This is a genomic window from Roseivirga spongicola (genome assembly GCF_034376045.1).
Lineage (GTDB): Bacteria > Bacteroidota > Bacteroidia > Cytophagales > Cyclobacteriaceae > Roseivirga > Roseivirga spongicola.
Genome location: NZ_CP139724.1, coordinates 1913711 through 1940301, shown reverse-complemented (window position 1 = coordinate 1940301; position 26591 = coordinate 1913711). Strand labels below are relative to the sequence as shown.

Annotated in this window: 23 protein-coding genes; 11 read left to right on the top strand and 12 right to left on the bottom strand. The window is 40.5% G+C overall.

Translation table 11 applies throughout. The annotated features are described in order from the left end of the window. Positions 1 to 10 precede the first annotated feature (10 nt). The 3 genes from T7867_RS08555 (at position 11) to T7867_RS08545 (ending at position 4044) form a co-directional block, all read left to right on the top strand. Positions 11 to 1306: a tetratricopeptide repeat protein gene (locus tag T7867_RS08555; protein WP_322300083.1), complete on the top strand. Its 1296-nt coding sequence runs from the start codon at positions 11 to 13 to the stop codon at positions 1304 to 1306. Then, positions 1307 to 1699, top strand: a complete 393-nt coding sequence (locus T7867_RS08550) for a hypothetical protein (protein WP_322300082.1) — start codon at positions 1307 to 1309, stop codon at positions 1697 to 1699. Positions 1700 to 1782: 83 nt separating this feature from the next. Next, positions 1783 to 4044, top strand: coding sequence for a TonB-dependent receptor (locus T7867_RS08545; protein WP_322300081.1), 2262 nt, complete (start codon positions 1783 to 1785; stop codon positions 4042 to 4044). Between the two features lie 408 nt (positions 4045 to 4452). On the opposite strand, the gene T7867_RS08540 is transcribed toward T7867_RS08545, so the two are convergent. The 3 genes from T7867_RS08540 to lpdA are packed head-to-tail and all read right to left on the bottom strand — an operon-like array spanning position 4453 to position 7228. Beyond that, positions 4453 to 5274 carry an anti-sigma factor gene (locus T7867_RS08540; protein WP_273276948.1) on the bottom strand — a complete coding sequence of 274 codons (822 nt, stop codon included), beginning with the start codon at positions 5272 to 5274 and terminating at the stop codon, positions 4453 to 4455. A gap of 2 nt (positions 5275 to 5276) precedes the next feature. Further along, a complete protein-coding gene (locus T7867_RS08535; RefSeq protein WP_068218128.1) occupies positions 5277 to 5804 on the bottom strand; it encodes an RNA polymerase sigma factor in 528 nt (175 codons plus the stop codon). A 29-nt stretch (positions 5805 to 5833) separates the two neighbouring features. Next, entirely contained in the window at positions 5834 to 7228 is a 1395-nt protein-coding gene (gene lpdA, locus T7867_RS08530) for a dihydrolipoyl dehydrogenase (RefSeq protein ID WP_068218115.1), read from the bottom strand. A gap of 152 nt (positions 7229 to 7380) precedes the next feature. Between lpdA and fabG the strand changes: the two genes are divergently transcribed. The 4 genes from fabG (at position 7381) to T7867_RS08510 (ending at position 11654) form a co-directional block, all read left to right on the top strand. Further along, complete coding sequence (fabG, locus tag T7867_RS08525) at positions 7381 to 8127, top strand: 3-oxoacyl-[acyl-carrier-protein] reductase (protein WP_068218112.1); 747 nt, start codon at positions 7381 to 7383, stop codon at positions 8125 to 8127. A 106-nt stretch (positions 8128 to 8233) separates the two neighbouring features. Further along, complete coding sequence (locus tag T7867_RS08520) at positions 8234 to 10321, top strand: vWA domain-containing protein (RefSeq protein WP_157717546.1); 2088 nt, start codon at positions 8234 to 8236, stop codon at positions 10319 to 10321. Positions 10322 to 10431: 110 nt separating this feature from the next. Then, positions 10432 to 11184, top strand: a complete 753-nt coding sequence (locus T7867_RS08515) for a tetratricopeptide repeat protein (RefSeq protein ID WP_068218106.1) — start codon at positions 10432 to 10434, stop codon at positions 11182 to 11184. 35 nt (positions 11185 to 11219) lie between these two features. Further along, positions 11220 to 11654 carry a DoxX family protein gene (locus T7867_RS08510; RefSeq protein ID WP_084375612.1) on the top strand — a complete coding sequence of 145 codons (435 nt, stop codon included), beginning with the start codon at positions 11220 to 11222 and terminating at the stop codon, positions 11652 to 11654. On the opposite strand, the gene T7867_RS08505 is transcribed toward T7867_RS08510, so the two are convergent. Beyond that, positions 11584 to 12321 (bottom strand): DUF6090 family protein, encoded by a 738-nt coding sequence (locus T7867_RS08505; protein ID WP_068218103.1) that lies wholly within the window; start codon positions 12319 to 12321, stop codon positions 11584 to 11586. The genes T7867_RS08510 and T7867_RS08505 overlap by 71 nt on opposite strands. Positions 12322 to 12451: 130 nt before the next feature. Further along, positions 12452 to 12904, bottom strand: a complete 453-nt coding sequence (locus T7867_RS08500; RefSeq protein WP_068218100.1) for an Lrp/AsnC family transcriptional regulator — start codon at positions 12902 to 12904, stop codon at positions 12452 to 12454. A gap of 139 nt (positions 12905 to 13043) precedes the next feature. On the opposite strand from T7867_RS08500, the gene T7867_RS08495 reads away from it, so the two are divergent. Continuing rightward, on the top strand, positions 13044 to 14300 hold the full coding sequence (locus T7867_RS08495) for a cystathionine gamma-synthase family protein (protein ID WP_068218097.1): 1257 nt from the start codon (positions 13044 to 13046) through the stop codon (positions 14298 to 14300). A gap of 645 nt (positions 14301 to 14945) precedes the next feature. Here the strand turns inward: T7867_RS08495 and T7867_RS08490 are convergent. From T7867_RS08490 to hsdR, 5 genes are all read right to left on the bottom strand, one after another. Next, on the bottom strand, positions 14946 to 15788 hold the full coding sequence (locus T7867_RS08490; RefSeq protein WP_068218090.1) for a DUF3800 domain-containing protein: 843 nt from the start codon (positions 15786 to 15788) through the stop codon (positions 14946 to 14948). A gap of 159 nt (positions 15789 to 15947) precedes the next feature. Then, a complete protein-coding gene (locus T7867_RS08485; protein ID WP_068218088.1) occupies positions 15948 to 17375 on the bottom strand; it encodes a restriction endonuclease subunit S in 1428 nt (475 codons plus the stop codon). After that, positions 17375 to 18835, bottom strand: a complete 1461-nt coding sequence (locus tag T7867_RS08480) for a class I SAM-dependent DNA methyltransferase (RefSeq protein ID WP_068218085.1) — start codon at positions 18833 to 18835, stop codon at positions 17375 to 17377. Before T7867_RS08480 ends, T7867_RS08485 begins: the two co-directional genes overlap by 1 nt. Beyond that, entirely contained in the window at positions 18832 to 19656 is an 825-nt protein-coding gene (locus T7867_RS08475) for an ORF6N domain-containing protein (RefSeq protein WP_068218082.1), read from the bottom strand. The genes T7867_RS08480 and T7867_RS08475 overlap by 4 nt, the downstream gene beginning before the upstream one ends. Before the next feature lie 34 nt (positions 19657 to 19690). Next, a complete protein-coding gene (hsdR, locus tag T7867_RS08470) occupies positions 19691 to 22933 on the bottom strand; it encodes a type I restriction-modification system endonuclease (RefSeq protein ID WP_068218079.1) in 3243 nt (1080 codons plus the stop codon). A gap of 172 nt (positions 22934 to 23105) precedes the next feature. Between hsdR and T7867_RS08465 the strand changes: the two genes are divergently transcribed. Further along, positions 23106 to 23471: a hypothetical protein gene (locus T7867_RS08465; RefSeq protein WP_068218076.1), complete on the top strand. Its 366-nt coding sequence runs from the start codon at positions 23106 to 23108 to the stop codon at positions 23469 to 23471. Positions 23472 to 23557: 86 nt separating this feature from the next. Beyond that, positions 23558 to 23851, top strand: coding sequence for a hypothetical protein (locus T7867_RS08460; RefSeq protein WP_068218073.1), 294 nt, complete (start codon positions 23558 to 23560; stop codon positions 23849 to 23851). Here the strand turns inward: T7867_RS08460 and T7867_RS08455 are convergent. Continuing rightward, a complete protein-coding gene (locus tag T7867_RS08455) occupies positions 23848 to 24681 on the bottom strand; it encodes an aminotransferase class IV (RefSeq protein ID WP_322300080.1) in 834 nt (277 codons plus the stop codon). The genes T7867_RS08460 and T7867_RS08455 overlap by 4 nt on opposite strands. Positions 24682 to 24752: 71 nt before the next feature. Between T7867_RS08455 and T7867_RS08450 the strand changes: the two genes are divergently transcribed. Further along, positions 24753 to 25568 carry a J domain-containing protein gene (locus T7867_RS08450; RefSeq protein ID WP_322300079.1) on the top strand — a complete coding sequence of 272 codons (816 nt, stop codon included), beginning with the start codon at positions 24753 to 24755 and terminating at the stop codon, positions 25566 to 25568. Here T7867_RS08450 and thiL read toward each other — a convergent pair. Further along, entirely contained in the window at positions 25556 to 26587 is a 1032-nt protein-coding gene (gene thiL, locus T7867_RS08445) for a thiamine-phosphate kinase (protein ID WP_322300078.1), read from the bottom strand. The two genes, T7867_RS08450 and thiL, sit on opposite strands and share 13 nt — an antisense overlap. Positions 26588 to 26591 lie beyond the last annotated feature (4 nt).

Genomic DNA, 26591 nt, shown 5'->3' with positions numbered 1-26591 from the left:
CCACTGAATTATGAAAAATATAATCATTACCCTCCTCTTTCTTGGTGTTATTTCTTGCCAAGAGCACAACAATCAGACACCTGTAGCCTCTACTCAAGACTATGAGGCATTAATGGCCAAAGCTGCCGAGCCACAGCAGAATCTGACCCAATCAGACATAGAGTTTTGGCAAAACAAGCTCAAAAACGAACCTCAAAATATAACCTACCTCTCTAAACTAGCTTCTCTTTATAGCAGTCAGTTTCGAGTAGACGGTAACATCGATCATATTTACAAAGCAGACAGCATTTTTGAGTTAGTGGCCGAAAGAAATCCATTCTCTAATGCCGCAACCTTTCAAGCGCTGGGAGTAAACGCCATTACCAAACACGAATTTCAAAAAGCTAGGGAATATGCAAAGTCAGCACTTAGCGAGGGCGACCAGCAGGGTGCCTCTTACAACCTTCTGTTCGATGCCTCCATGGAAGTTGGAGATTATGCTACTGCTGAAGGTATACTAAATAGATATGAGCAGAAAAATAGCTTTCAATACTTAATTAGAGCTTCAAAAATGGCCGACCATAAAGGCGACTTAGATTTGGCCATTCACTTAATGGAGAAAGCGCATGAAAGAGTTAAGGGGAACGAGAACCTTTACCTATGGTCTAAATCTAACCTTGGCGATATGTATGGGCATGCAGGAAGAATTACCGATTCTTATAATGCCTATTTAGATGTGCTCAATAAAAATGCTCAGCATTGGCATTCATGGCAAGGTCTGGCTTGGATAGCTTACGCTAAAGATGGTAATGTTAACGAGGCAAGAAGAATTCTAAAGTTTGTAGACCAGCACCACTTCGACCCTCAATTGAAGTTAAGCCTGGCAGAACTAGCCGATTTTGAAGGCAATGCTGAAGAAGCCCAAAACCTAAAAGAGGAGTATCATCAGATTGTATCTGATCAGAAATATCTTGCCATGTACAACAAGTACTTAATACTTTTGGAGGCAGAAGATTTGAACTACCCAGAAGTGGCTTTAGCTAGAGCGGAAAGAGAAAAAAATTATAGACCCACGCCCGATATGTTTGACCTATTGGCTTGGAGTCACCTAAAGAATGGCAATAAGCAAAAAGCGCTTGAAATTGCCCAAACTCAAGTTGAAGGAAAAACCAGTGAACCAGATGTGATTTTTCACTTAGGCATGATTTACCTAGAAAACGGTGAGTCTAAAAAAGCAAAGACCTATTTAAACGAAGCTCTTGAAGCCTCTTACGAGTTAGGTCCAATTACTACTCAAGCAGTTCAAACAGCTTTAAGTTCGCTTTAAGTGAAACAGTTGGTATCAGGTACTTTGTTGGTTTTATTTAGTGCACTTATTTTCGGATATGCAGGCGCTTCTTTAACCCACAAAGTACTTCACCTTTATCAAAACTCTCTTCACCACCATCACCATGGACATAGCCATAATCATAGTGATGAGGACACTGGTAATCAGCACGATGTTGATGACCATAGCAAAGCGCTAAAAAACCTTAACCAGAAAGAACAAGACAATACCAAGCAATCAGCCGACTTCATCAGCTTTTTTGCTGTAGACATCATTCATGAATATATTCTAGATGAACCTTCTGAGGAAAAGGCAGAAAAAGCAACTAGCTTTTACGTAAACCTTTATAAGGCAAGAGACCTCAGTACCTCCACCCCTCCCCCGAGTTTATAGTGTATCATATCAGCTTTACACTCAAGAGCTATTAGCCCTTTAGGCTATCTATTGCTCAATTTTTAACACGAAAATACACTCTGATGAAATCAGTAAGAATATTATTATGCCTGATCTTTTTGGCATCAGGCACACTTGGCTATGCACAAACCAATATGGTTCAAGGCACAGTACTCAATGCAGAAACCAACGAAACACTCCCTGGAAGTAACGTTTATATTAAAGAATTAGAAATTGGAACTTCAGCCAATGCACTAGGTTCTTTTAGGTTTGAAGAACTTAATTCTGGCACCTACACAATGGAAGTCAGCTTTGTAGGTTTTGCCAAAAGGTCTGTACAAGTTCAGGTTCAATCGGGAACCAATCAGAAACTGCAGATAGCCCTTCAGCCCTCTTCCATCCAGATGGAAGATGTGGTGGTTACACAGAACTTAGATCAGAATTCCAATACCATATCGGCTGTAGACATTCAGTTCAGACCAATTAACACATCTCAAGATGTGCTGAAAATTGTACCCGGCCTCTTCATTGCTCAACACGCTGGTGGAGGAAAAGCCGAACAGATTTTCTTACGTGGATTCGATATTGACCACGGAACAGACATAGAGCTCAATGTAGATGGAATGCCTGTGAATATGGTTTCGCATGCTCACGGCCAAGGCTATTCAGACTTACACTTTGTAATTCCTGAAACCATTGAGCAAGTAGACTTTGACAAGGGACCATACTATGCCAAGCAAGGTAATTTCAACACTGCTGGCTATGCCAACTTTTTTACCAAAAGAAGGCTAAGCGAGAGTATGTTTAAGATTGAAGGTGGGCAGTTTGGCACCTTCAGAACTGTGGGTCTATTCAACTTATTAAAAGCACAGAAAGCTGAAGACCCAAGCCTTTATTTAGCAACCGAATTCTTCAGAACAGATGGATACTTCGAGAGCCCACAATACTTCAACAGGTTTAACAGTCTTTTGAAATACCATCAAAAACTGAACGACACACAAACTCTTGAGCTTTCATTCTCTGGTTTTACTAGTAGTTGGGATGCTTCTGGCCAAATTCCACAACGAGCTGTAGACAACGGAACCATCACCCGTTTTGGCGCCATAGACGATACAGAAGGTGGTGAAACCAGCAGAATTAATTTAAACTCAAAGCTTACCACAGAACTCAGCAACGGAGGTTACTTTGAAAACCAAGTATATTTTAGTCAATACAACTTTAACCTAGTTTCTAACTTCACATTCTTCTTGAATGACCCAGTAAACGGAGACCAAATAACCCAGTCTGAGAATAGACAAATCTTTGGATCTAAGAATAGTTATTGGGTTGAAAACATGCTTTTTGGACTACCAGCAAGTACCGAAGTAGGAATAGGTTTCCGCTATGACAAGAACAATGATGTTCGTCTTTCGAGAACATTGCAGAGAAGTGAAGTACTATCTGATTTAGCCTTTGGCAATGTTCAGGAAGCCAACATTTTTGCTTTTGCTGAAGAGCAAGTTGATTTAACGAAAAAGCTATCGCTAATAGCTGGCTTAAGGTTCGATCAGTTCACCTTTGACTACAGAGACAAGCTGAGCAATACTTACGACCGTGAATCTGTAAATAAAAGCACTGTAAGTCCTAAGCTTCAGATTGGTTACCAAGCGAACAGCAACCTAAATCTATACGTGAAATCGGGCATCGGATTCCATAGCAATGATACGCGTGTAGTCGTAGCTCAGCAAGGCCAAGAGATCTTACCTCAAGCATACGGAATTGATGTTGGAGCTATATGGAAGCCAACAGAAAACCTCTTGATTAACGCTGCTTTGTGGAGGCTAGACTTAGACCAAGAGTTTGTTTATGTAGGCGATGAAGGAATTGTTGAGCCTTCTGGAAAAACGCAAAGACAAGGAATAGACCTAACCGTTCGCTACCAAATAACCGATTGGTTATACTTCAATTCTGACGTTAACTTTACTGATCCGAAAGCACTCAATACAGCGGAAGGAGAAGACTACATTCCTCTTGCGCCTACCTTTACAAGCATTGGAGGATTCAACTTCAATTTTGACAGTGGTTTTAGTGGCAGCTTACGCTACAGATACTTAGACGATAGAGCGGCAAACGAAGACAACAGCTTAACGGCAGAAGGTTATTTCTTGCTAGATGCCACCTTAGGCTATGAGATTGGCAGATTTCAGTTAGGCCTTAGTGTAGAGAACATTACAGATACTGAGTGGAATGAGGCACAGTTTGAAACAGAATCTAGACTGAGAAATGAAGTAAATCCTACTTCTGAAATCCACTTTACGCCTGGTACTCCTTTCCAAGCAAGACTTTCTCTAGCAGTTAAGTTCTAATACCTTTTAATATGGGTTGGAATGAAAAACAATGCCAACCCATATTTTTTTATCTCTACTAGATCCAAAGGTGAATATAAGTTCGTAAGTCTAACCATAGATTCCTTTTCACCTAAAATGGAATCACTACTCACCAAACTAATGCACTCAAAATATTAAGTGACTATTGTCGCTTTAGAAATACAATCAAGTCCCAATTCTACTTTGGTTGAGGTGTTGGAGCTTACCAGATGGGTAAGCTCCTATTTTTTTGACCAAGCATAGCCCTTCTTAACAGACCGATATCTAGCCGCAAGTAAAAGCAAGGCACAACGGAAAAACACTTGTGAACCTCTCTCGGCAAAGGAGAAACATTCTTAGCTAAACATTGAGCAAAGCTCCTATTCAAATACGTAAGTGAGAAAATAATTAGACGGTACCGAGCACTTGCATAGACTCTAGCGTTGGGTTTTCGCTACCTCCTTTAGGCTCAATGGTTACTGCAAAAGCTGCAGAATTAGACATGTTCTTCATTCTTACCAGACCTTCAGCATTCCAATCGAATACACCAGCATCTACAGGCTTTCCATCTACAATGGCCCATAGTTGATACTGCTGATCTTCAGATAGTTCTTTTAGGTTTCTGATATCCAAGTAGAGTTCTTGGCTTAATTGATTCCAGTAAACGCTGGCAAATGCATCTTTGGCATTATCTGTTCCTGGCATTTCAATTCTTCGGAAGTCAGGGTTAGTAAGTACAAGTAAGTCGCTTTCAATATCTCCAAGCTCTTGCCTTACCCTATTATATTGCTCAGCCATTTGCTCATTATTAGAAAGCAATTCAGCATAAGCCTTATTAGTATTTTTCCACTTGGCTCTATAGTCTACAGCTAAATATCCGCAAACAAGCGTAAGGGTTAGTGATGCAGCTACAGCGTACTTCAACACTGGAGAAGGCTGCATTTGAACCACTTTTGGTTCCTCTTTAGGGCTAGCCTGAGGTTGTGGCTTAACCACAGGTTTTTCCTCTTCTTCTATTAAGTCTAAGATAGAAGACTTTAAATCCCTTTTTGGAGTTTGAGCCGTAGCCATAGCCATATCTTCAAAGGCCAACTCAATATTATTGAGCTCATCTTTGATCTCTGGGTACTTGGCCATCATAGCCTCAACCTCCATCATCTCTTCAGACGAAAGAGCACCGAGGGCGTATTCCTCAAGTATTCCGGACGATATGTATTCTTCAATATTCACGGCTATGCCACTCTTTTTCTCATATGGTTAAGTGCCGAACGTAGCCTGGACTTGACTGTACCCAAAGGTATATCATATTCTTCGGCTATTTCGGCATGAGTAAACCCTTCGAAATATATCTTTTGGAGTATAAACTTCTGATCCTCAACCAAACTATCCATTAGTGTTTTCACACCAATCGCATCAGTACTCATTTCAGTACTATTCTCGCGATCGAAAGTATATACGTAGTCATCAATCGAGTCGGTTTTAGAAGACCTAGAAATTTCCTTAGACCTTAACTTATCGATTGCTGCGTTTCGGGTGAGGTTCATCATCCATGTGAAGAACCTCCCCTTAGACGCATCATATTTGTCTATCTTATTCCAGATTTTAACGAAGACGTCTTGCAGCACTTCGTCTGTAATGTCATCGTTCTTAATTATTCTAGAAGCCACGCCATACAAAGCAGCATTGTACTTATCGTACAAATAGGAAAGAGCACTTTTATCTCGGTTTCTCAACCGCAGTACTAATTCGCTTTCTTCTATATGTGTTGGCGTTGGTGAGATAAAAATTCTTATAAATGTATCACTTCATCATATGCTGCTGCAGCTGCTTCCATTACAGCCTCAGACATAGTTGGGTGAGGGTGAACCGTTTTAATGATTTCATGACCAGTAGTTTCTAGCTTTCTAGCTGCTACTACCTCAGCAATCATTTCAGTTACGTTGGCACCAATCATGTGTGCGCCAAGCCACTCACCGTATTTGGCATCGAAAATTACTTTTACGAAACCATCGCTAGCTCCACCAGCCTTAGCTTTTCCTGAAGCAGAGAATGGGAATTTACCCACTTTGATTTCATAACCTGCATCCTTGGCCGCTTGTTCAGTCATACCTACAGAAGCTATTTCTGGTTGGCAATAAGTACAACCAGGAATGTTACCGTAATCTAATGGCTCAACATTCTGACCTGCAATTTTCTCTACACAAATAATTCCTTCGGCAGAAGCTACGTGAGCTAAAGCAGGACCATGAACAATATCACCAATAGCGTAAATGCCTGGGATGTTAGTTTTGTAGTAGTCGTCTACAATTACTTTACCCTTATCGGTTGCTACGCCAACATCTTCCAAGCCAATTCCTTCAAGATTGGTAGAAACTCCAACAGCAGATAGTACTACATCGCACTCTAGCGTTTCTTCACCTTTCTTAGTTTTTACAGAAACCTTACAAGTTTTTCCTTTAGTGTCTACAGAAGTAACTTCTGAGTTGGTCATTATTTTCATTCCAGCTTTCTTGTAGGTTCTTTCTAATTGCTTAGAAACCTCCTGATCTTCTACCGGAACAATTCTGTCCATATATTCAACAATGGTTACTTCAGTACCAATTGAGTTGTAGAAGTAAGCAAACTCTACACCAATAGCACCAGAACCAACCACTACCATAGACTTAGGCTGCTTTTCTAGCACCATTGCCTGACGGTAGCCAATAATTTTCTCTCCATCGATTGGCAAGTTTGGCAACTCTCTTGAGCGACCACCAGTAGCCACAATAATATGCTCAGCAGAATAGTCTGTAGTTGAACCGTCTTCAGCCTTCACCTCTACCTTCTTACCCGCTTTAAGCTTCGCGAAGCCAGAAATATGATCGATTTTATTTTTCTTGAACAAGAACTGAATACCCTTGCTCATGCCTTGGGCAACGTCTCTACTTCTTTTTACCATGGCACCGAAATCGGCCGAAGCCTTATCTACTTTCACACCATAGTCAGCAGCATGCTGAATATATTCAAATACTTGAGCACTTTTTAATAGGGCTTTGGTTGGAATACAGCCCCAGTTAAGGCAAATTCCACCTAGCTCAGCTTTTTCAACCACACCTACCTTCATACCGAGTTGAGAGGCCCTGATTGCCGCTACGTAACCACCCGGACCACTACCAATTACAATTAAGTCGTATTTAGTTGCCATATTTTTACTTTACCTGTTTTTGGGAGAGGCAAAGTTAAGCCAAATACCATCACATCAAAACACGGAAATTGGAGGAGTTGCGGGTTTTGGTTTTATTTGAAAGTTGAAAGCCAACAGGGCTCAAAATCGACCATAAAGATAAATAACTGAATATGGGTTTATTAACCGGAAAAACAGCGCTCGTTACTGGAGCATCTAAAGGAATTGGAAAGGCCATTGCCACCAAGTTTGCTCAAGAGGGAGCCAATGTGGCATTCACTTACCTCTCTAGTGTAGAGAAAGGTGAAGCGCTTGAAAAAGAACTAGCAGAGTTCGGCACAAAAATTAAAGGCTACCGCTCTAATGCTGCTGAGTTTGCTGCGGCAGAAGAATTGGTAAACGGAATTGTTGCTGACTTTGGAAGCTTAGATGTAATTGTAAATAATGCTGGTATCACTCGCGACAATCTCTTAATGAGAATGACCGAAGAGATGTGGGATGAGGTAATGAACGTAAACCTAAAATCTTGCTTCAACACTGTTAAAGCGGCTACCAGAACCATGATGAAGCAAAGAGCTGGCTCAATCATTAACATTACTTCTGTAGTGGGTATTAAGGGAAATGCTGGCCAGGCTAACTATGCCGCTTCTAAAGCAGGTATCATTGGCTTCACAAAATCTGTGGCTTTAGAACTTGGTTCTAGAGGTGTAAGATCTAATGCTGTAGCTCCTGGTTTTATTGAAACTGAAATGACTGATGCATTGGACGAAAAGACCGTTCAAGGATGGAGAGATGCTATTCCTTTGAAGAGAGGTGGCGCTCCTGAAGATGTAGCTAATGCATGTGTTTACTTGGCTTCAGACATGTCTTCTTACGTAACTGGCCAAACCATAGTGGTAGATGGCGGAATGCTGACCTAAGCACCGCTCATCAAAACATTGAAATTTTAACTATCGGTTGATGACCAAGTTTCGTAGTAATGCGTTAATATGGCATCAACCGATTTTCATTTCAGATTGATAGCCATTGCGTAGCTTACCTGCCTTACTTACGAAAATCACACTTCAAACAGACTTTTCACTTTGGTTTCTACCATTGTGTTTGGTGGTAGGTATTGGATACGCACTAATTCTTTACTCCAAAAAAACACCTTGGAGCAAGGGAGTAAACAGGCTTTTGTTCTCCTTCAGGGCTATAACCGTTTCTCTGCTTTGCTTTTTATTACTGGGGCCACTGATTAACCAAATCAGTTTCTTTGAAGAAAAACCGATTGTGGTTTTGGCTGTAGACGATTCCGCATCTATAAAAGATGCTTACGATAGCGTTCAGTTTCAGCAAGTAAGAGAGTCAATCAATCAGCTTCAGGCTCAGCTAAAAGATGAAGATTACGACTTAAAGATTAGAGGGCTCGACCAGTATTATGATGATTTCGATGAAATCACTTTTCAATCTCAATCTACTGACCTACACAAGATACTAAAAGGCATTCGCCAAGATTTTGAGCAGCAAAATTTAGCAGCTACTATTCTTGCCAGTGACGGTATCCATAACTACGGCAGCTCTCCGCAATTCCTTACTTTAAATTACCCCGTCTACAGCTTGGCAATGGGCGATACTATTCCAGCACAAGATTTGAGCATCACAAAAATTAACTACAACAAGATTGTTTACCAAGGAAACCAATTTCCGTTGGTAGTAGACATTTTTAACAATGGCTATGTGGGAGAAGAGGTTTTTATAGATGTGCTGAAGAGTGGCTCTGTGCTAAAAACCCAATCTATTACACTAGATGCCGACCAAGAGATTAACAGTTTTGAGTTTATTCTAGATGCTGAACTCATAGGAATAGACAGCTATCAGGTAAATATTAGGCCGAAGGCTGGTGAAAGCTCTACCAACAATAATGCGAGAACAGCCTTCATTGAAGTGGTGGATAGCAAACAGAAAATTTTGATTGCCGCCTCCTCTCCTCACCCTGATGTAAAAGCTTTAAGATCTGTGATTGAATCGAAGGAAGGCGTTGAAGTCTCAACCTTTTTAAGTGGCATTACCGAAGACATTCCAGAAGGGCCGTTTGACCTGATTGTATTACATCAACTCCCGCAGCTAACAGACCTACCTAGTTGGTTGAATGCCGCGGTTGAAAACTCTAATACTTGGTTTATAACGGGTGTAAATGACCTCAATAACATCAACAGGCTGAATCCTGTAATAGCTTACAACAATTTTGGGCAATCCGATGCAGTAAGCATGAATGTAAACCCAAACTTTGAACTCTTCCAGATTGATGAGGACTTAAAATTTAGAGCTGCCAACTACCCACCAATACCAGCGCCTTATGGCAACTTCGAAATAAAAAATAACGCAAGTATTTATCTCTACCAGAAGATAGGGAGCGCTGAAACTAGCCGACCGTTATTGACTATCTACAATGGTGACGACAAAAAGTCTGCAGTATTTTCTGGTTCAGGCTTTTGGAAGTGGAGGCTCCAAGAAAGTGGTCAATACGATGAACCTGAGCTTTTCGATGAGCTTTTCGGCAAACTTATTCAGTACCTAGCTACTAAAGATGATAAGCGAAACTTCAGAGTTAATACTACGGATGAAAGTTACTTCGACACAGAATCAGTTGAGTTCATAACAGAGGTGTACAACGAACTTTATGAGAAAGTTTATGACTACAACATAGACATGAATATCACTAATAGTGAAGGCGAGGTAGAAGAGTATAATTATGTGAACTCTCCTACTGAAAATTTCAAAATCAGAGGCTTAGCACCTGGCGTATATAACTACACCGCTTCAACTAGTTTAGCAGGAAAAAGAGAAACCGCTGAAGGTAGCTTCTCTGTGGAAAAACTAGCTTTAGAAGACATTAACTTAACAGCCAACCATCAGCTCCTTCGTAACATCTCCAATAACTCAGGCGGAGAATTCTTTCTATTAGAAAACTACAGCAATGCACTAGAAAGAGTTAAAGCACTCAACCCTCGACCTATCACTAGGTCTAATGAAACGCTAAGTTCAATTATTGAAAACCCCATTTGGCTAATTGTTCTAATTGCCTTGCTATCAGCCGAATGGTTCCTCAGAAAATATAACGGGAGCTATTAAAAAAATCACCTAAAGCACTTGCTTACTAAACTAATTAATTAGTTTATTTGTGTATGCACACTAAGGTCATATCTCTATTATTTCTTTTCCTGGCCATTTGCTCTTGCGATATGTCCGCAACCCGCGAAGAAGCTGATGAATTCTTAAAGCAAGGCGAATACGAGGCCGCTGTAGCCACTTACGACCGAGTGATTAAGCTTGAACCAGATGACATTTACTCCCTATTTAATAGAGCAACTGCCAAAGAAAAACTAGAACTATGGGACGAGGCCTATGATGATTACGACCGACTAGTAAAGCTTAGGCAAAATGTAAAACTGGCTATGTTAGGCAGGTCTAGATGCCTCTTTGCTCAAGAGAAATACGAGTATGTGGTACTAGACATGAATACACTCCTTACAGGAGACCCAAAAAATATTGAGGCACTTGACTTACGCGGTAGAGCATACACCAAGATGGGCGAAAACAACAAGGCTGTAGACGACCTTACCATTGTAATTGACAAGGAACCTAATAATGTACAAGCCTTAATAAGCCGAGGGGCTGCTTATGCTAGAGGCAGAGCTGGTTCTTGGGCCATTCAGGATTTCGATAGAGCATTGAAAATAGAACCGAACCTTCCTGTTGCTCACTTCAACAAAGGAATGGTCTTTTTCCTTTACAGCAACTTTACCGAGGCGGCAGAAACATTCGACAAAGCAATTGAATTAGACCCTGAATATGCAGAAGCCTACACCAGAAGAGGTATGTCTAAATTCGAGTCTAAATGGCATAGCCTAGAAGATGGTTGTTCAGACTTTAAAAAAGCAGAAGACCTAGGCGATGAATTAGCTGCCGCATATGTAAAAAAATATTGCAAATAGCCGATTACCTCGTTATCTATGGTAAACGCTTAGCTATGATCAAAAAATTTCTGAGACACGGAAAGTACCCTACGAATGTTAATCTCGGCCTATTGATTTTTAGAATAGGTATTTCTGCCATGATGATAACACATGGCTGGGGCAAGTTTCAGAAAGTTCTCAATGGAGACTTCAGCTTTGGAGACCCGCTGGGCATTGGTGTGGAAGCATCTTTGATTTTAGCCGCTTTTGCAGAGTTTATCTGCTCATGCTTACTCATCTTGGGTCTCACAACACGTTTTGCGGCAATACCATTAATAGTAACTATGCTTGTTGCTTGGCAAATTGCCCATGGAGACGACCCATTCTCTAGCCAAGAGAAGTCTGTGTTTTACTTACTTTCTTATGTTTTCATTCTGATCACTGGCCCTGGGAAGTACTCTCTCGACCATAAACTGTTTGGGAAGAAGGGAGTTCGGAGTCTATCATAGCAATAGTCTCTCTTATTTCTTCCAATACACTTTCTACAATCACTGCTGTACTGGCCTTATAAGAAAGACCAAATTGCACCAAATGCTTAAACTGATCTGACTTGATCTGTTTGGCCAATTCTCGCTTCACACTGTTATCGGATTGGCTATACCTCAAGCCTATAGCAAAGGGAAAGTTTTCTTCTACAAAGGGAATCAGCTTCTGTCGTACATGTTCAGCGTCAATCAGCGTCCAAGTAGTAACCAATTCAAAGCTACTTTCATACAGTCCTACTAGGCGATTGGCCAAAGAGTCGTTTTCAATTATACCTATTCTACCAGAGCTTTTCATTTGCTGATAAGTGATATCATTAGTATTGAAAGGCACATAATTGAGCAATGAAATGGAGTAATTAGCTAAACTATCTATTGGTAACGCATCATCAGACATGAGCAGCTTTTGTGCATTTTCTACTTGCAGTTTTAGCTGTTTCATTCCTTCATGAAGTGCTAGGCTATCTACCTTTAAATTCTGCTTGAAATTGAGAAGCAACTCCGTTTCTTGAGAACTCTCTTGTTTGGATACACGCCACTCGTTTAAAGCGAACGATGCGGAAATACCGAGTATCAGAATAAATATTTCGGCCAAAAAATACCCGAACCTTCTAGGCTTTTGCTCTCTTCTCATGGTTACTGCTATTGACTAAAGCTAGCAATAATTGAAACTAGAAGCTAGAGGCTTTGAAGCGGGAAGCTGGAAGCTGGGAGCTGGGAGCGGTAAGTTAAACTTCAATCTGAAAAATGGAATTCGAACTTACTTAAAATGGCAGTCCAGCCGAACGCTTGATTTCAGACATTACAAAAGAGCTCTGCACGTTGCCGATATTGTCTAGCTCAGAAAGCTTTTGAGACACAAACATTCTGTAAGTCTCCATATCCTTCACCATTACCTTTAATAGGTAATCGAATTGACCACCAATATGGTAACACTCCAACACCTCTTCCAAAGCCATTACATCTCGCTCAAATTGCTCTATAAACTCCTTCTGATGATCTTTCAGCGAAACACTACAAAATACGTGCAATGCCAAACCTACCTTTTGAGGGTTCACTACTGCCGAATAATGCGAAATGTATCCTTCCCTTTCAAGCTTTTTAATCCTCTCATGTACGGGAGTAATAGTTAAGCCCAATTGAGCCGCTAACTCTTTATTAGTAAGCTTCGCATTTTCTTGAAGAGCCCTTAAAAGCGCCTTGTCTGTTTTGTCCATTAGATAAAATTTCTGGGAGACACTCAGAAAGTATCTCAAAATAGATATTTATACTACTAATCTATATCAAAGCAGTTTCATTTACCAATCTATTGACTAATAATAGACTCCTAGTCTAACTTGAGTAAATTTTACAGAAATGGACGAGAAAAAGAATTTCATGCAACCGGAGAGTCTAATGATGTCTTACGGTTATAAGCCGGAGCTATCGGAAGGAGCAATTAAATGCCCAATTTTTCAGACAAGTACCTTTGTTTTTAAAACTGCCGAAGAGGGTAAAGCATTTTTTGAGGTAGCTTATGGGCTTCGCGAAAAGCAAGAATCCGAAGAGCTTGGCCTCATCTATAGCAGACTCAATAACCCCGATTTGGAAATTCTTGAAAACAGATTAACTCTTTGGGATGGTGCCGAAGACTGCGCTGTTTTTGAAAGTGGAATGTCGGCCATTACCACGGTTCTGATGGAATTCTTAAGCCCGGGTGATGCCCTTCTTTACAGCCAACCTGTTTATGGTGGAACCAGCCATTTCATTGAGCAGATTCTAACTCGTTTCGGTATTCATGTAATTGATTTTGACTCAACCGACACTGCTGAGACTATTCTTCAAAGAGTGGAAGCGGCAGGCCTGATGGATAAAGTAGCGATGATTTATGTAGAAACTCCTGCCAACCCAACCAACGCGCTGATAGACTTGAAGATGTGTAAAAGCCTGGCTGATCAATTCGGTACTGAAGAAAGAAAGACTTTAGTGGCTGTAGACAACACCTACATGGGGCCACTTTGGCAACACCCATTAAGGCATGGAGCAGACCTTATTCTCTATTCCGCTACCAAGTACATTGGTGGCCACAGCGATGTAATTGCCGGAGCTTGTTTAGGTTCCAACGAATTAATGGCCAGAGTTAAAGGCATGAGAACCTTCTTAGGCAACATGGCTGGCCCATGGACAGGCTGGCTTCTTATGCGCAGCTTGGAAACCCTGAAGGCACGCATGAACATTCAGGAGTTTAATGCAGGCAAAGTGGCCGAATTCCTTCAAAATCACCCTAAAGTGGAAAAGGTCTACTATTTAGGAATGATTGAAGACCAAGAGCAAAAGAGAATCTTTGATGAGCAGTGCGAAGGCAATGGAGCTATGGTTTCATTCGATATTAATGGCGGAGAAAAAGAGGCCTTTCAGTTCTTAAACAACCTGAAGTTGATGAAGCTTGCGGTGAGTCTTGGCAGCACCGAATCGTTAGCTGAACACCCTGCTTCTATGACTCACGCGGGCGTGCCTCCTGAAGACAGAGTAAAATACAACATCTCACCAAACTTGGTTCGTTTGTCAATTGGCGTAGAAAACGAGAAAGATATTATCTGGGATATCAATCAGGCTTTAGAAAAAGTTGGGTAGGAGCTGGGAGCTGGGAGCTGGGAGCTGGGAGCTGGGAGCTGGGAGCTGTTAAGTTGAACTTGATTCAGGAAAGGTGGTTTGTTGTTTTTATTCTTTCTATACTTCTTTCTTTTGTATTAGAACAGTATTTATTTTTAAATTAGAGGATATTAGTCAATTTGGTTGCCTTTTAGATAAAGTGCCAATGTTGACTTTTGATCTATTTGACCTAGGTAATTTAGGATTCGTGGTTATTGTTAAATGTTTAATCAGAATGATCAAATCACTTGTTATGGATATAATAGAAACAATTATTCGCGAAGCAGCCTCCGTGCGAAGACTGGCATATTTGCTTAGTAATGATTGGTCGAAAGTTAACTCGGTACTTCTTTAGGATAGGAGGTGTTGGGGGTTCGAATCCCTCGCTTCGCACCATGCATTAACAGTCACCCGACTGAAAATCGAATATCTCTTTAAAAATATTCCAGAAGATCTTCAAAAAACCAGAGTTAATACGGGTTAATATTTTCTTGACGTGTATTTACGTAAGTTTTAAAGTAATTATAGGGCGGTAGAGATATCAATTTTTGATAAAATACGTATACTTGCACAGACGCTTTTAAATGTTCGAAGATTCACGTGCTACGTGGAAGGCTATTAGAACATCTAGGAGCGTTTCCTTTTTTTGCTACCTCCTATATTCTCAGATTTTTTAGGTACAAAAATCCAATGTCTATATTGATCTGTAAACTTATCCAGTTGATCTTGAAAGGAAGTACTAACCCCAATATTGAAATTGGGCTTAATTGATCTGATATTTTGATTAATATGTTTGTATACTTTCTCTTTAGCTAAAGTGCGCTTTCCTCTTCTTCTCTCGCCATCGGGTTTGTCTAAATGATGATCATTTAGTCTAAAGGCAATTGAACCCAAAACAACATCAACACACTGTAAAATTAAATGCTTTTTAGAGTCCACTTCATAAATCGAATCTTTTTTTATGAAAAGGTTTGAATCTATTAACTCAGGCAGAAACTGAATTCCGTATATGTATTTTTTGAAATCGATATTACTCTTTTTGGTTTGTGGCAGTATATCAAAAAAAAGCTCAAGGTCAATTGGGTAGTCGGAATCTAAATGCGAAAACCCGAAGGCATGCTTAATAAATTGATAATAGAGTAAGTGGTAGGATTTTCTTTTATGATCAGATGTAAGTTCTACTGGAACATTGCGATTATCAGTGAACATGATTCTAACCTTAATTTTACCCTCTCTTATAAGCGAAAAAAAAGCAGAAATGATCTTTTTGTATGATTCAACCCTGTGCGTATTTATATTCGACCATTTCAGCTCAGAATCTTCAAACTCTAGTTCAGAAAGCGTTTGATTCAATCGGTTCTTTACATATTCATAATCCTCTTTAAAAATAAGAGCACCTCCATAGAAGTTTGAATAGTGCCTGTCTTTCTTGACAGACTCATCACAGAATATCAAAAAACCTTTTCTCATTTATTCATCGCTTATATAACGATCTTTATTCTTAAGCTGACCATACGTCCCTAGTCTACTGCTGTTATCATCTTACAGCCAGCGGCAACTCGCTATGCATAATCTATCAGTGCTCTCAATCAGTATGAAGTCTGTTAATACCAATCTTTATTAAGGATACTACTTGTATTCCTCTTTGCCCTCTGCAGCTAAGGGTACTTCCGTTTCTTTTTCCTTGTAGGCTTTAGCTGCTTTTTTAGAACCTGTTTTAATTCCATTTATACGCTCCAACAAAACACTGGCGGGCTCATCATTGGGGTTTTGAGGTACCAGCTCTCCTTTAAAGGCTTTGTTTAAAATGGCTTGGGGTAAAGTGTCTATTTTGGTTTTAAGGCTATTGTATTGCGCTTCTATCTTATCTGCCACGGCAAACAAGCCTTCTACTCGCTTAACGATTTCTTGTTGTTCTTGAATTGTTGGAACCGGAATTTGAAGTGCCTTAATCTCAGAGGTATTGATATTATTTACTCCACTGGTCGATCTTGCAACCTCAACAATCTGAGATCTTAGAAATCCGCTCGATAATGAATAGTTTAAGTATGGAGCTAGAAGTTTTTGATCAGTTCTTAACCGAACAAGATAACCAGCATAGGCCATATCTGCTTCCTTCTCTGAAACTATTGCTGATTGCCCAACTAAAGAAACACTTCCATTAGATCTAATTATCAGTATATCTCCGACTTTTAATCTAAGTTTATTGAATTCTTTTGACTCCAATTCAGAGAACTTCAAATCCTTTAAATCTAAATGACCTTTCTCAGTATCAATATTCGGAATCCTTAAGACGGGAACACCTTCAATATCATAATGAGATTTTTTTGATGTTCCATACTTTATATCCGATAAGCAATCACCTAAGTCCTCTACAGGAAACGGATCCATACTAGTCAGCTTACCAGTAACCGCTTGGGTAAGTACTTGCTGGCGGAAGTTTTTTAGTAGCGCTGGTATGCGGTCTAGCTTGGTTGTGAGCTCATCTAAATGCCCAAAAATCTGATCTAACTTGGCTGCAATACGCTTTTGTTCGGGGAGTGGGGCAAGGGGTATTGAAATTTTGGAATACTCCTTAAATTTCAGGTTGCGTAAGTTATTACTTCCACCTTGGTAATTTACTACCTCACCAGAATAATAGAAAAACTCCAGATAGCTGAATAGGTATTTGCTATGAATCTCTTTATTTGGTCGTATTAACCTTAGAAAGTTGGTAGGTACTTTCGGGTATTCAGAGTTATGAGTAAAAACTTCTTTGTCGATAAATACTACTCTACCTACTGGCTGATCAGGTCCTCCTCCACTTATTTCAAGAAGAATATCGCCCTCTTCAAGTTTTCTTTTTTCAAGGCTATTTGTCTTTATTGCTCTAATCGATGCGCTTTGCCCTTTTTCTGAACTCCATTTTTTTATTTCGCTACCTCTTATACATGCCACTAAAGAATAATCTTCTTCAGAAATTTTTTCAGGGTCCTTACCCCAGTCTCCCCCTATTACGAAAGCGATCAAAGAATCGAGTTCATCAGATTCCCATCCTAATGGTAATTTCTTCTCCATTAACCCAGTAATTCAATAATTCGGTTGAGTTCTTTTTGAATGTCGTTTAGCTCTTCGGCTGCTTCTTTGGCAATATCCAACGGTTCACCCAGATTGGCATTTTTGCTTACGCTTTCATCTTCTATCAGGCCAATATCCAAAGAGTCGTTTTTGGCGGCAATATCTTCTCGACTAAACTGTTGCCAGCGTTCGTCTTTAATGGCTTCGCGCTTGTTATGGTCTATTGCGCCATTGTAGCTTTCTGCTACTTTTTCTGGCTCAATACCACCGGTGTAAGCTTTTATAAAACCATCAAAAGCCTTTCGGGTAAAGAGGGTGCGCTTGCCATAGCTTTCTACATTGGTGCGCATATCGTAAAACCAGATATTTTTGGTGTTACCAGTTTCTTTAGTGCCTCTGTTAAAAAAGAGCACATTGGTTTTTACACCAGCCGCATAGAAAATACCTGTAGGCAAACGCAAAATGGTGTGCAGGTCGCACTTGTCCATCAGGTCTCGCCTTACCCGTTGGCCATCACCATCTTCAAACAACACATTATCGGGCAATACTACGGCTGCTCTGGCTGTTCCCTTTTTGTGCAAAGAGCGGTAAATGTGTTGCAAAAAGTTAAGCTGCTTGTTGCTGCTGGGGAAGGTAAAATCATCGCGTGTGGGTTTTTCGCCTCCCTTCTTGGTGCCAAAAGGAGGGTTGGCCAAAACGCCATCAAAATTTTTAAAGTCTTTGCCCTTGTTGGAAAGGGTATCGTCTAAATAAATGGTGCTTTCCAGTCCGTGCAGCTTGGCATTCATTAAGGCCAGGCGGTGGGCATCTTGCACCAACTCACAACCGCTAAAGGCTTTCTTTTTCTGGAATTCAATTTCCGCAGGGCTTAAATCAAAATAGTCATCGGTTTTGGCCTTTAGGTATTCATTGGCGGCAATCATAAAACCGAACGTGCCCGCTGCTGGGTCATTCCATTTTTCGCCCACTTTTGGCGCCAAAAGCTCCACCATAATATTAATTAATGGTCGGGGCGTAAAGTATTGCCCAGCACCACTTTTCTTTTCGCCCGCATTCTTTTCCAGTAGGTCTTCATAAACATGGGCAATCATGTCTTGCTCCTGGTCATCATACCAATCTATGCCATCAATTTGGGTAATGAGTGTGCGCAGGTTAACTGGCTTGCGCAGTGTGGTAGAAGCATTCTCGTAAATCTCTTTAATACTGGCACTGGTAGATTCTCTACTAATGTTGGCCAATAAATCGCGGTACAAGTCGAATAAAGCCTTATTGTCTTTCTCCTCTTTAAGCTTTTTCCATTGGTATCTTTCAGGAATGTCTCCTTCAAAGTTTTTGATCTCAGAGAGTTTAAGGAAGAGTATAAAAGTAAGTTCGTTAAGGTATTGGTGATAGGTTACGCCATCATCGCGCAACACATTACATAAGTCCCATAATTTTTTCGCTATCTGTTCTGCGCTCATAGGTTGTTGTATTCTTTTAGATGCTGAATAAGTGCATCTATTTTCTTTTCTTCAGATTGATCGATCGCTTCAGCACCCAGTATTTTCTGGCTTTCTAAGTACAGTCGCAATATTCTGACTCTATTTAAAAATTCCAGTTGCTCAGTTTCTGCATTGGCCTTTCGGCTTAGGGCTCTGTCTTTTTCTGCTTCGGCCAGCAATTTGGTAATTCTGGCTGCAATTTCTTCGTTTTCTAGCCCACTCTTTTTCAGTCGTTCCTTTAAGCTGCTGATGGACTCGTTAATAATTTCATGTGCCTCACTACCGATGGTATTGCCCTTGGTGGGGTCAATAACGGTATCCATCATGTCTTGGAAGGTTTGCTCTAGCTTGGGTCCAATGGTTTTAAGAAAGCCAGCAAGCTTCTTACCGCCTTTGGGCATAGCAGATTGGTTTTGCTGAATTTCTTCTTGTGTGGCTATCACCTCGCGCATTTCAACAAACGCCCTAATTACAAAAACTGAAATAGAGTTGGCCAGAGGCGAATGGATAACATTGGCTACTTGTAATGCGCCATGTTCGGTAAAAGCATAGGGCAAGGAGCGTCTGCCGCCCCACTGACTTGAGGTCGCAGATTGCGACTTCAAGTTTTCGAACTCTTCTTTGGTGAGTTGAAAGCGGAAATCATCAGGGAACTTACCAATATTCCGTTTTACCTGTTCATTGAGTCGTTTGGTTTCCACTTTGAAAACACGGGCCAGATCTTCATCGAGTAAAACATGCTGCCCCCTAATGGTTTGAATAGCGGCTTTAGTTTTCGATATGGTGTCTAATTCCTTCAAAGTCTGCTTGTGGTCGCAAGTTGCGACAGCAAGTTTAGCTTACATTGGCGTATAGTGCCTCATTTAGCTTACTAATGAGTTGGTCGAGCTCATCATCAAAGATTCTATTTAGGCGGTCGAAGCCACCTTTATCAATAAAAGGCGCATCATTCAGGTCTTGCACGGTTAATATGTTCTCCTGCAAAAGTTGCTTTTCAAATCGGTCGATCCACTTGGCCTGAGTTACATTCCATTGCTTTAGTCCTCTAATGGTATCAACCGCTTTCTTTATTCTTTCTTCGTGACTAATGAGTGAGCTACCCAAAGCCATGGTTCTGATAAAGGAAATTATATCGGCCGCTATGTCTTCATTTTTAGCATTCTTCCAAGCAATATTCAGCCTATTAGCGCTAAAACCAGCCTGATCTAGTTCAAGCATGAGTTTTCTAAGTGATTGCCTATCGAGCGAAGCAGGTTTGGTACAAACTAGATTGAGCGCTTCGATTTTCGTTTGGTTCTCAATAACGAACGCTCTAAAACTCTCCAGATAATCTTCTGGCTTCTTTGCCCTACCATACCCTCGTTCAGTTTCTAAGTGTTCATCTTCATGGTCAGAAACCAGAATGGCCGATAAAGGAGGCCTCATTTCATCGAGCACTTTCCAAAGGCTTGGTAATTTCTTAACCAGCTTTTCAGCTTCCTGTGGAGTTGAAGTTAAAAGCTCATTGATTAGCTCATCGGGGTCTCTATTTTCTGCATTGTAGGCAAAAAGCTCCAGCTGATGATCGGTTAGCCTTCTTCTCTTTCTCTGTATTTTAGCCACAAGCTGCTCTACTTGTTTGCGTACTCTTTCTTCAGTTTCAAAGTGCTGAAATTCCTTCACCAAATCTTCAAAGCTTTGTTTGGGGTTGGCCACCACAGGCTTCATTTGAGAATACTCCTGAAGCGTTTCATAGATTTTAACAGCATCGAAAATCTGAAATACCTGTTTATCTATTTCATCACACTTTCGAGTGGCTCTGCCCAGCATTTGTTCAAAGAGAATTCTAGATTTGATTCTCCTCATAAACACCAAATTGCAAATGGCTGGCACATCAATACCAGTGGTTAGCAAGTCTACCGTAACTGCAATGTTGGGGTATTTTTCATTCTTGTAGCGTTTTACCTGCTCTTCTGGATTATAAGATTTACCAGTGATCTTCTGAATGGCATCGTCATTCAAGTCTACGCCAATAAGATCAAATTCTTCTTTCAGGTATTGGACTATGTCGTCTGCATGATCATCAGTAGCGGCAAAAATGAGTGTTTTCTCTTCTCCTTCGGGGTCTAGATATTTCACCAATTCTTTTACCACAGTACGGTTAAAGCTTTCTGACAAAACCAGCTTGTTAAAGCCAGAGATCTCAATTTTCAGTTCATCTTCTAGCTGTTCCAGTTCTATAATACTGTTGGTTTCCTTATCGTAGGCTTTAGGCTTTTCACCTTTCTCCCAAACTATACCTTCTTCTGACAATTTGGTTTTGATAAGGTGAGGCGGGTCATGATCGATCAGGTAGTTATCAATAACAGCCTCGCGATATGAGTAAGTAAAAATTGAGTCGCCAAAAATCTCTCTTGTGTGCAAAGCAGGCGTTGCGGTAAGCCCAATGGCAAAGCAATCGAAGTAATCGAGCACCATTCTGTACTTACTTACATAGTCTTTCTGGTCTTTGAAATTGATGTCTTCTTCATCTATTTCTCTATCCAAAAGGTAACCTCTGTGTGCTTCATCAATAATGATACAATCGTATTGATCTACACTCGGTTGTTTTTCGTCATCGGCATAGAAAAGGCGCTTTACCATACTTTGCACAGTAGCAAAGTGCAGGCGTGTATCTTCTTCCGGGTTCAATTCTTTCAGCCCTTTTACATCATATATTTCTGCAAAAGTGTTGAGGCCTACCAATTTATTGTCCTGAAAAGCATCGGCTGCCTGTTTGGCTAAAAGGGTTCTATCAACTAAAAAGAGAATCCGTTTGAAACGGTTGGTTTGAATTAGGCGATAGCACAAACCAATGATAGTTCTGGTTTTACCAGTACCAGTAGCCATGGCAATAAGCGCACGCTTTGTATCAGGTTTTTTCAATAGCAATTCCTCCACCTTTTGAATAGCTTTCACCTGATATTTTCTAAGCCCTAGCCCTGCCTTGTCTTCCAGAAAATCTCTCGACTCGGTTCTTAGTCTTTCTTCTGCCTCCTCTAAATTCTGTTCGTAAAGCTTTATAAGCCCCTCAGGACTATACCAATTGTGAAGCGCCTTAGCACGGTTTCTTTCCTTTCGTACATCCAGAAACCAAACTCCACTTTTCGTTTTGATCTGTTCTAGATATGGCCGTCCGTTGGTGGAGAAAAGAAAAGGGACTTTGTAGTCAAACCATTCTCCCAACAGTTCTGCATCATGGTCTGCACTGACCAACCCTGCATAAATTTTTGATTGTCTGAGATCGGTTGAAATGTCTGTTGCGTACTTTTTAGCCTCAATTATTCCATATAACTCAGTGCCTATAAACAAGGCATAATCGGCCCACTTTCCTGAACAAGGCCACTCTGCTATGGCCATATTTCTACCTCGTTGGGGTAGTGTTCTTTTGAGTTTGAAGTTCAGCTCAGTTGTATTGGCTTCCCAACCTGAAGACCTAAGTTGCTGATCGATCAACACCCTAGTCTGCTGCTCGTTCATTTCAATTTTACTAGCAGCCTTTTCTGACCTTTGTTTAATTTCAATTGCCCGATCTTCGTCCATGCTGCCCTTTTCCCTTTGTTCCAGCATCTGATTGAATCGAGCTTCCAGTTCACCATATTGCTTTTCTAATTCATGCAAGGCATGCCTGGCATCCAAGTTTTTAGGTGGGCTGAATTTTACAGAGGTAATATCTTCATTGCTGCTAGAGTAGGCTTCATAGAACCACTTTCCAACTTTAAATGCAGAAAACAGTGTTCCTGTAGCTTCTTGGACAGAGCCTCTGTTTTGATGTATGGCAAGGTTACCAGAGTTTTTTATAGCAAAGAGTAAATCCTTAACAGTGTTAGGTAAAACCCCTTCGAATTGTAGCGCCTTTAACTGATTATGGAGGCTATTCTCTCTGGGAAACTCTAAGTGATGTTCTTCAAAAAGCTTAGAAGTAAGCTTCTCTATAAACAACCTTAGTTTAAATAAACTAGAAACGGGGTCCGTATGCAGATTAAACTCAGCCGATTGTCCGATATTAAAAAGTATCGGGTATTCCTCTTCTAAAAAATCAAAGTTAGAGTTTTGCATTGGTGCGTGTCGAGAATCGAATCAAAGTCTAACTATTTCCCTTCAATTCAGATCAATTACTAAAATTTCAGTTAATAATAATGAAAAGTCTTTATAGACTAAAACCACTCAGATAAGAGAATCTGAACCCCCAACACTTCGAAACTTCAACACTTAACTTTAACTTTGCGGCATGCAGAACGATCCGGAGTTGAATGGTAAATACTTGGGTACAATCACAAAAGACTTTGTGGTAGTATCTGACACTTTGAAAGAAGCTGCCTATCAGGTAAAAAAAAGAGGCTTCTCTGAGTTTCCTATTTTCCCTATCGCCAAAACTGAGATTCCAATTGGCCAGAAACTGATTGGCAAAGAAGACTTGGCTACTAACTGGAACTACTACATCACTTACATCGATGAATTTGTACAGCGTAAGCTTATTGAAGACGAAGAGGCTTTCAAAAAAGCATATAAAAACCCAGATGAATTTTGCTGTCTTTTTGTGGTAGAGCCCGATTTTACCAACTTTTTATTCGTTCCTTACCCTGAAGACGAGTAGGTTCCGAGCAGCCTTGTCTGGTAAAATTTACTAAACTAAATAAGGCGGATAGCGTTGTGTAATTATATTGTGCCAACGTTATCGCAATGATTCAGCTATTTCACGAGAAAAAAGAAACCGTCAGAAGCCTGCTTAATAAGCTGGTTGAGATTGGTAACAACGTGACATGGCGCATCAATAACAGTTACAGTAACGGCATCGACCAAACCATTTTGGAAATTCAAATCTTCGAAAACAAGATGCAGACTGGCAGAATTGCCTTTCAGCTAGAAGATGGCCACGTAATCAATTATCGCTACAAGGAAATGGAAAAGAGAATTCCGGTTCAGATTGTAGATATGTTGCTAGACGTGATTGGCTACGAACTACAAGCCGCTTAAGCTTTCAAATAGTCTTCAATATACTGATCGAAAATCTTGATCATTTTTTTTGTCTGAACCCCAGGCTTTCCGCCCCCTATCAACTGCTCATCTAGCTTAACTATGGGCAAAACCTTTTTGGTTGTACTTGTAATGAACACTTCGTCTGCTTCCAACAATTCCGATAAGCTGATAGCACCAATTTGCACCTCGAAATTATTACTTGCAGCCTTCAACACATGCATTCGAGTAATTCCACCTAAAACACCAGCTTCATTGGTTTTAAGCACACCATTCTTAAACACAAACACGTTGCTTCGCGAAACCTCAGAAATTTCCTCACCATTATGGTAGAGCACATCTATATGACCTTTAGACTGCCACTCACTTTGTAGGGCCACTGTTGTGGCATAATACAGCGACTTAATAGCTGGGAAATCTCTTTGGTATTTGTAGAGCATCAGGCTGGCACCATCTTGGTAAAGCTTGTCAGAAGCATCAGCAAACGTATTATTAAGAATAATTATCTCAGGTTCCCCTGGAGTAAACCCGTCAACTGAATCGCCACCTGTAAGCAAAATTTTAACCGAAGAATAAGCAAAACCATTCCTCCTCAACAACTCATTGACTAAGCCAGCAATCTCCTGCTTAGAAAGAGGAACAGCCATATTCATACCCTTGGCCGAACGGAAAAGCCTATCCAAATGATCTTCCATAAAGAGCGGTTGTTCTGCATGCGCTTTGAAAAACTCAAATACTCCATAACCTCTTAAAAAGCCAACATTATCTACTGAGATATGAATGCGTTCTTCTTTTACAAACTCACCCTTGAAATAGTGTACCGGATTCATTGCTTATGAATTATATTTTTCATTTTTATCTAGAGTAAAGGTCATCCTCTGCTCTAGTTTTGCCTAAAGTTATGTCTAAAGACTATTACGCCATACTGGGAATTGAGAAAACAGCTACAGAGAGCGAGATTAAGTTGGCTTTCAGAAATAAGGCAAAGCAATTACACCCAGACATTAACAAAGAAATAGCCTCCAAAACATCTTTTCAAGAGCTCAATGAAGCCTACAGTGTACTTAGTGACCCTGAGTCTAGAAGAAAATACGATGAAGGCGAATTGGAGTCAGGTGAGATAAGTTTCACATGGGAGGAAGTGGAGCAAATTCTTAAACAACGAGAAGAACAAAGAAGACGAAACCAAAAATACAGTGATGAGTTTGGTTACCATGGAGAAACACAGTACCCTCCTACCAACTACGAAGCAAACTCTAGAGTTGCCATGATGATTAACCTCTTTATTCTTCTTTTTGCTTTCAGTTTTGTGCTAGACTTTTTCGTTTTCAAAGACAACGGTTCTGAACCCATTCTTAGCAAGAACACCATTATTAAAAGGATGAAAAAAGGGCCTATGCAATCGTGGCATGAGCTCAAAACAGCTTCTGTAACTTTCTACATCTCTTATGAAAAGCCAAGCCCAAATATTGGCGACATGGTAGAAACCAAGAGAAGCATGTTTTATGGAAATCATAAGTACCGAGTGAATAATTCTGGCAATTTTCAAAGAGCCGATGATTTACCAATGGTAACTTACATTATGGCACTCATCTCTTTATTGATCTCCTACTTTGGTTACTCAAAGTTTTCGAATGCGGAACAAAAGTTTAACTCAGCCATTATTGCTGGCTTTCTCTGTTTAGCCATGCTAGTAATGCTGCTCTACCCGAGATGATCCCAACCTTGCGCCTTAAGCGGCACTTGGTTGCCATTCTTAGTCATTAGTAAATTGCCTTTCTCTAATACCTGTGCATGACCTATAAAGTGAATATCTCTGTGCTTATCTAGCTTAGCATGATCTTCTTGCTTAATTGTAAACAATAGCTCATAGTCTTCGCCACCATTTAGCACTGCCGTTATCGGGTCTAGATTAAATTCAACGGCTGTGTCATAAGTCTGCTTGTCGATTGGTAGCTGGTCTTCATAAATAGCGAAGCCTACACCAGAGTTTTTAGACAAATGAAAAACCTCTGAGGCTAAACCATCAGAGATATCCATCATTGAGGTTGGTACTATATCAAGCTCAGCCAATTCATGAACAATGTCCATTCTGGCCGAAGGCTTCAATTGTCTCTGAACTATGTATTGGTATTTATCTAATTGAGGCTGCATATCAGGATTGGCCAAAAAGGTTTGTTTCTCTCTTTCTAGCACTTGCAAACCAATAAAAGCTGCACCTAAATCGCCAGTAGCACAAAGAATATCATTGGCGCCAGCACCCTTTCTGTAAACCACTTTATCTTTTGCAGCCTTTCCGAGCACGGATATAGATATAACCAAGCCACTTTGCGAAGCTGTGGTGTCTCCCCCTACAATATCTACATTATAGTCGCTGGCTGCGGCTCTCATTCCATCAAAAAGCGCATCTACTGCCTCTACTGAAAAGCGATTGCTTAGAGCTAAAGAAACTGTCACTTGCTCCGGATTACCATTCATGGCTGCAATGTCGGAGACATTCACTGCTATGGCTTTGTAACCTAAATGAGGAAGCGGGCAATAAGACAGATCGAAGTGAATGCCTTCTACCAACATATCTGTAGAAAGGAGGCCAAACTCTTCCCCACGGTCAATTACCGCAGCATCATCACCAATACCCAGCACCGAGCTCTCATTTTTCAACTCAATACTCTTTGCTAGCTTGTCTATTAGACCAAACTCTCCTAGTTCTGATAATTCCGTACGCTTCTCTTCCATAATT

Bases quoted from the DNA above. Each gene is read 5' to 3' on its own strand.
- T7867_RS08545 (WP_322300081.1), top strand. From the start codon at position 1,783: ATGAAATCAGTAAGAATATTATTATGCCTGATCTTTTTGGCATCAGGC.
- T7867_RS08480 (WP_068218085.1), bottom strand. From the start codon at position 18,835: ATGAGCGCAGAACAGATAGCGAAAAAATTATGGGACTTATGTAATGTG.
- fabG (WP_068218112.1), top strand. From the start codon at position 7,381: ATGGGTTTATTAACCGGAAAAACAGCGCTCGTTACTGGAGCATCTAAA.
- T7867_RS08455 (WP_322300080.1), bottom strand. From the start codon at position 24,681: ATGAATCCGGTACACTATTTCAAGGGTGAGTTTGTAAAAGAAGAACGC.
- T7867_RS08485 (WP_068218088.1), bottom strand. From the start codon at position 17,375: ATGGAGAAGAAATTACCATTAGGATGGGAATCTGATGAACTCGATTCT.
- lpdA (WP_068218115.1), bottom strand. From the start codon at position 7,228: ATGGCAACTAAATACGACTTAATTGTAATTGGTAGTGGTCCGGGTGGT.
- T7867_RS08510 (WP_084375612.1), top strand. From the start codon at position 11,220: ATGATCAAAAAATTTCTGAGACACGGAAAGTACCCTACGAATGTTAAT.
- T7867_RS08490 (WP_068218090.1), bottom strand. From the start codon at position 15,788: ATGAGAAAAGGTTTTTTGATATTCTGTGATGAGTCTGTCAAGAAAGAC.
- T7867_RS08500 (WP_068218100.1), bottom strand. From the start codon at position 12,904: ATGGACAAAACAGACAAGGCGCTTTTAAGGGCTCTTCAAGAAAATGCG.
- hsdR (WP_068218079.1), bottom strand. From the start codon at position 22,933: ATGCAAAACTCTAACTTTGATTTTTTAGAAGAGGAATACCCGATACTT.
- T7867_RS08505 (WP_068218103.1), bottom strand. From the start codon at position 12,321: ATGAGAAGAGAGCAAAAGCCTAGAAGGTTCGGGTATTTTTTGGCCGAA.
- T7867_RS08515 (WP_068218106.1), top strand. From the start codon at position 10,432: ATGTCCGCAACCCGCGAAGAAGCTGATGAATTCTTAAAGCAAGGCGAA.
- T7867_RS08460 (WP_068218073.1), top strand. From the start codon at position 23,558: ATGATTCAGCTATTTCACGAGAAAAAAGAAACCGTCAGAAGCCTGCTT.
- T7867_RS08465 (WP_068218076.1), top strand. From the start codon at position 23,106: ATGCAGAACGATCCGGAGTTGAATGGTAAATACTTGGGTACAATCACA.
- T7867_RS08450 (WP_322300079.1), top strand. From the start codon at position 24,753: ATGTCTAAAGACTATTACGCCATACTGGGAATTGAGAAAACAGCTACA.
- T7867_RS08555 (WP_322300083.1), top strand. From the start codon at position 11: ATGAAAAATATAATCATTACCCTCCTCTTTCTTGGTGTTATTTCTTGC.
- thiL (WP_322300078.1), bottom strand. From the start codon at position 26,587: ATGGAAGAGAAGCGTACGGAATTATCAGAACTAGGAGAGTTTGGTCTA.
- T7867_RS08495 (WP_068218097.1), top strand. From the start codon at position 13,044: ATGGACGAGAAAAAGAATTTCATGCAACCGGAGAGTCTAATGATGTCT.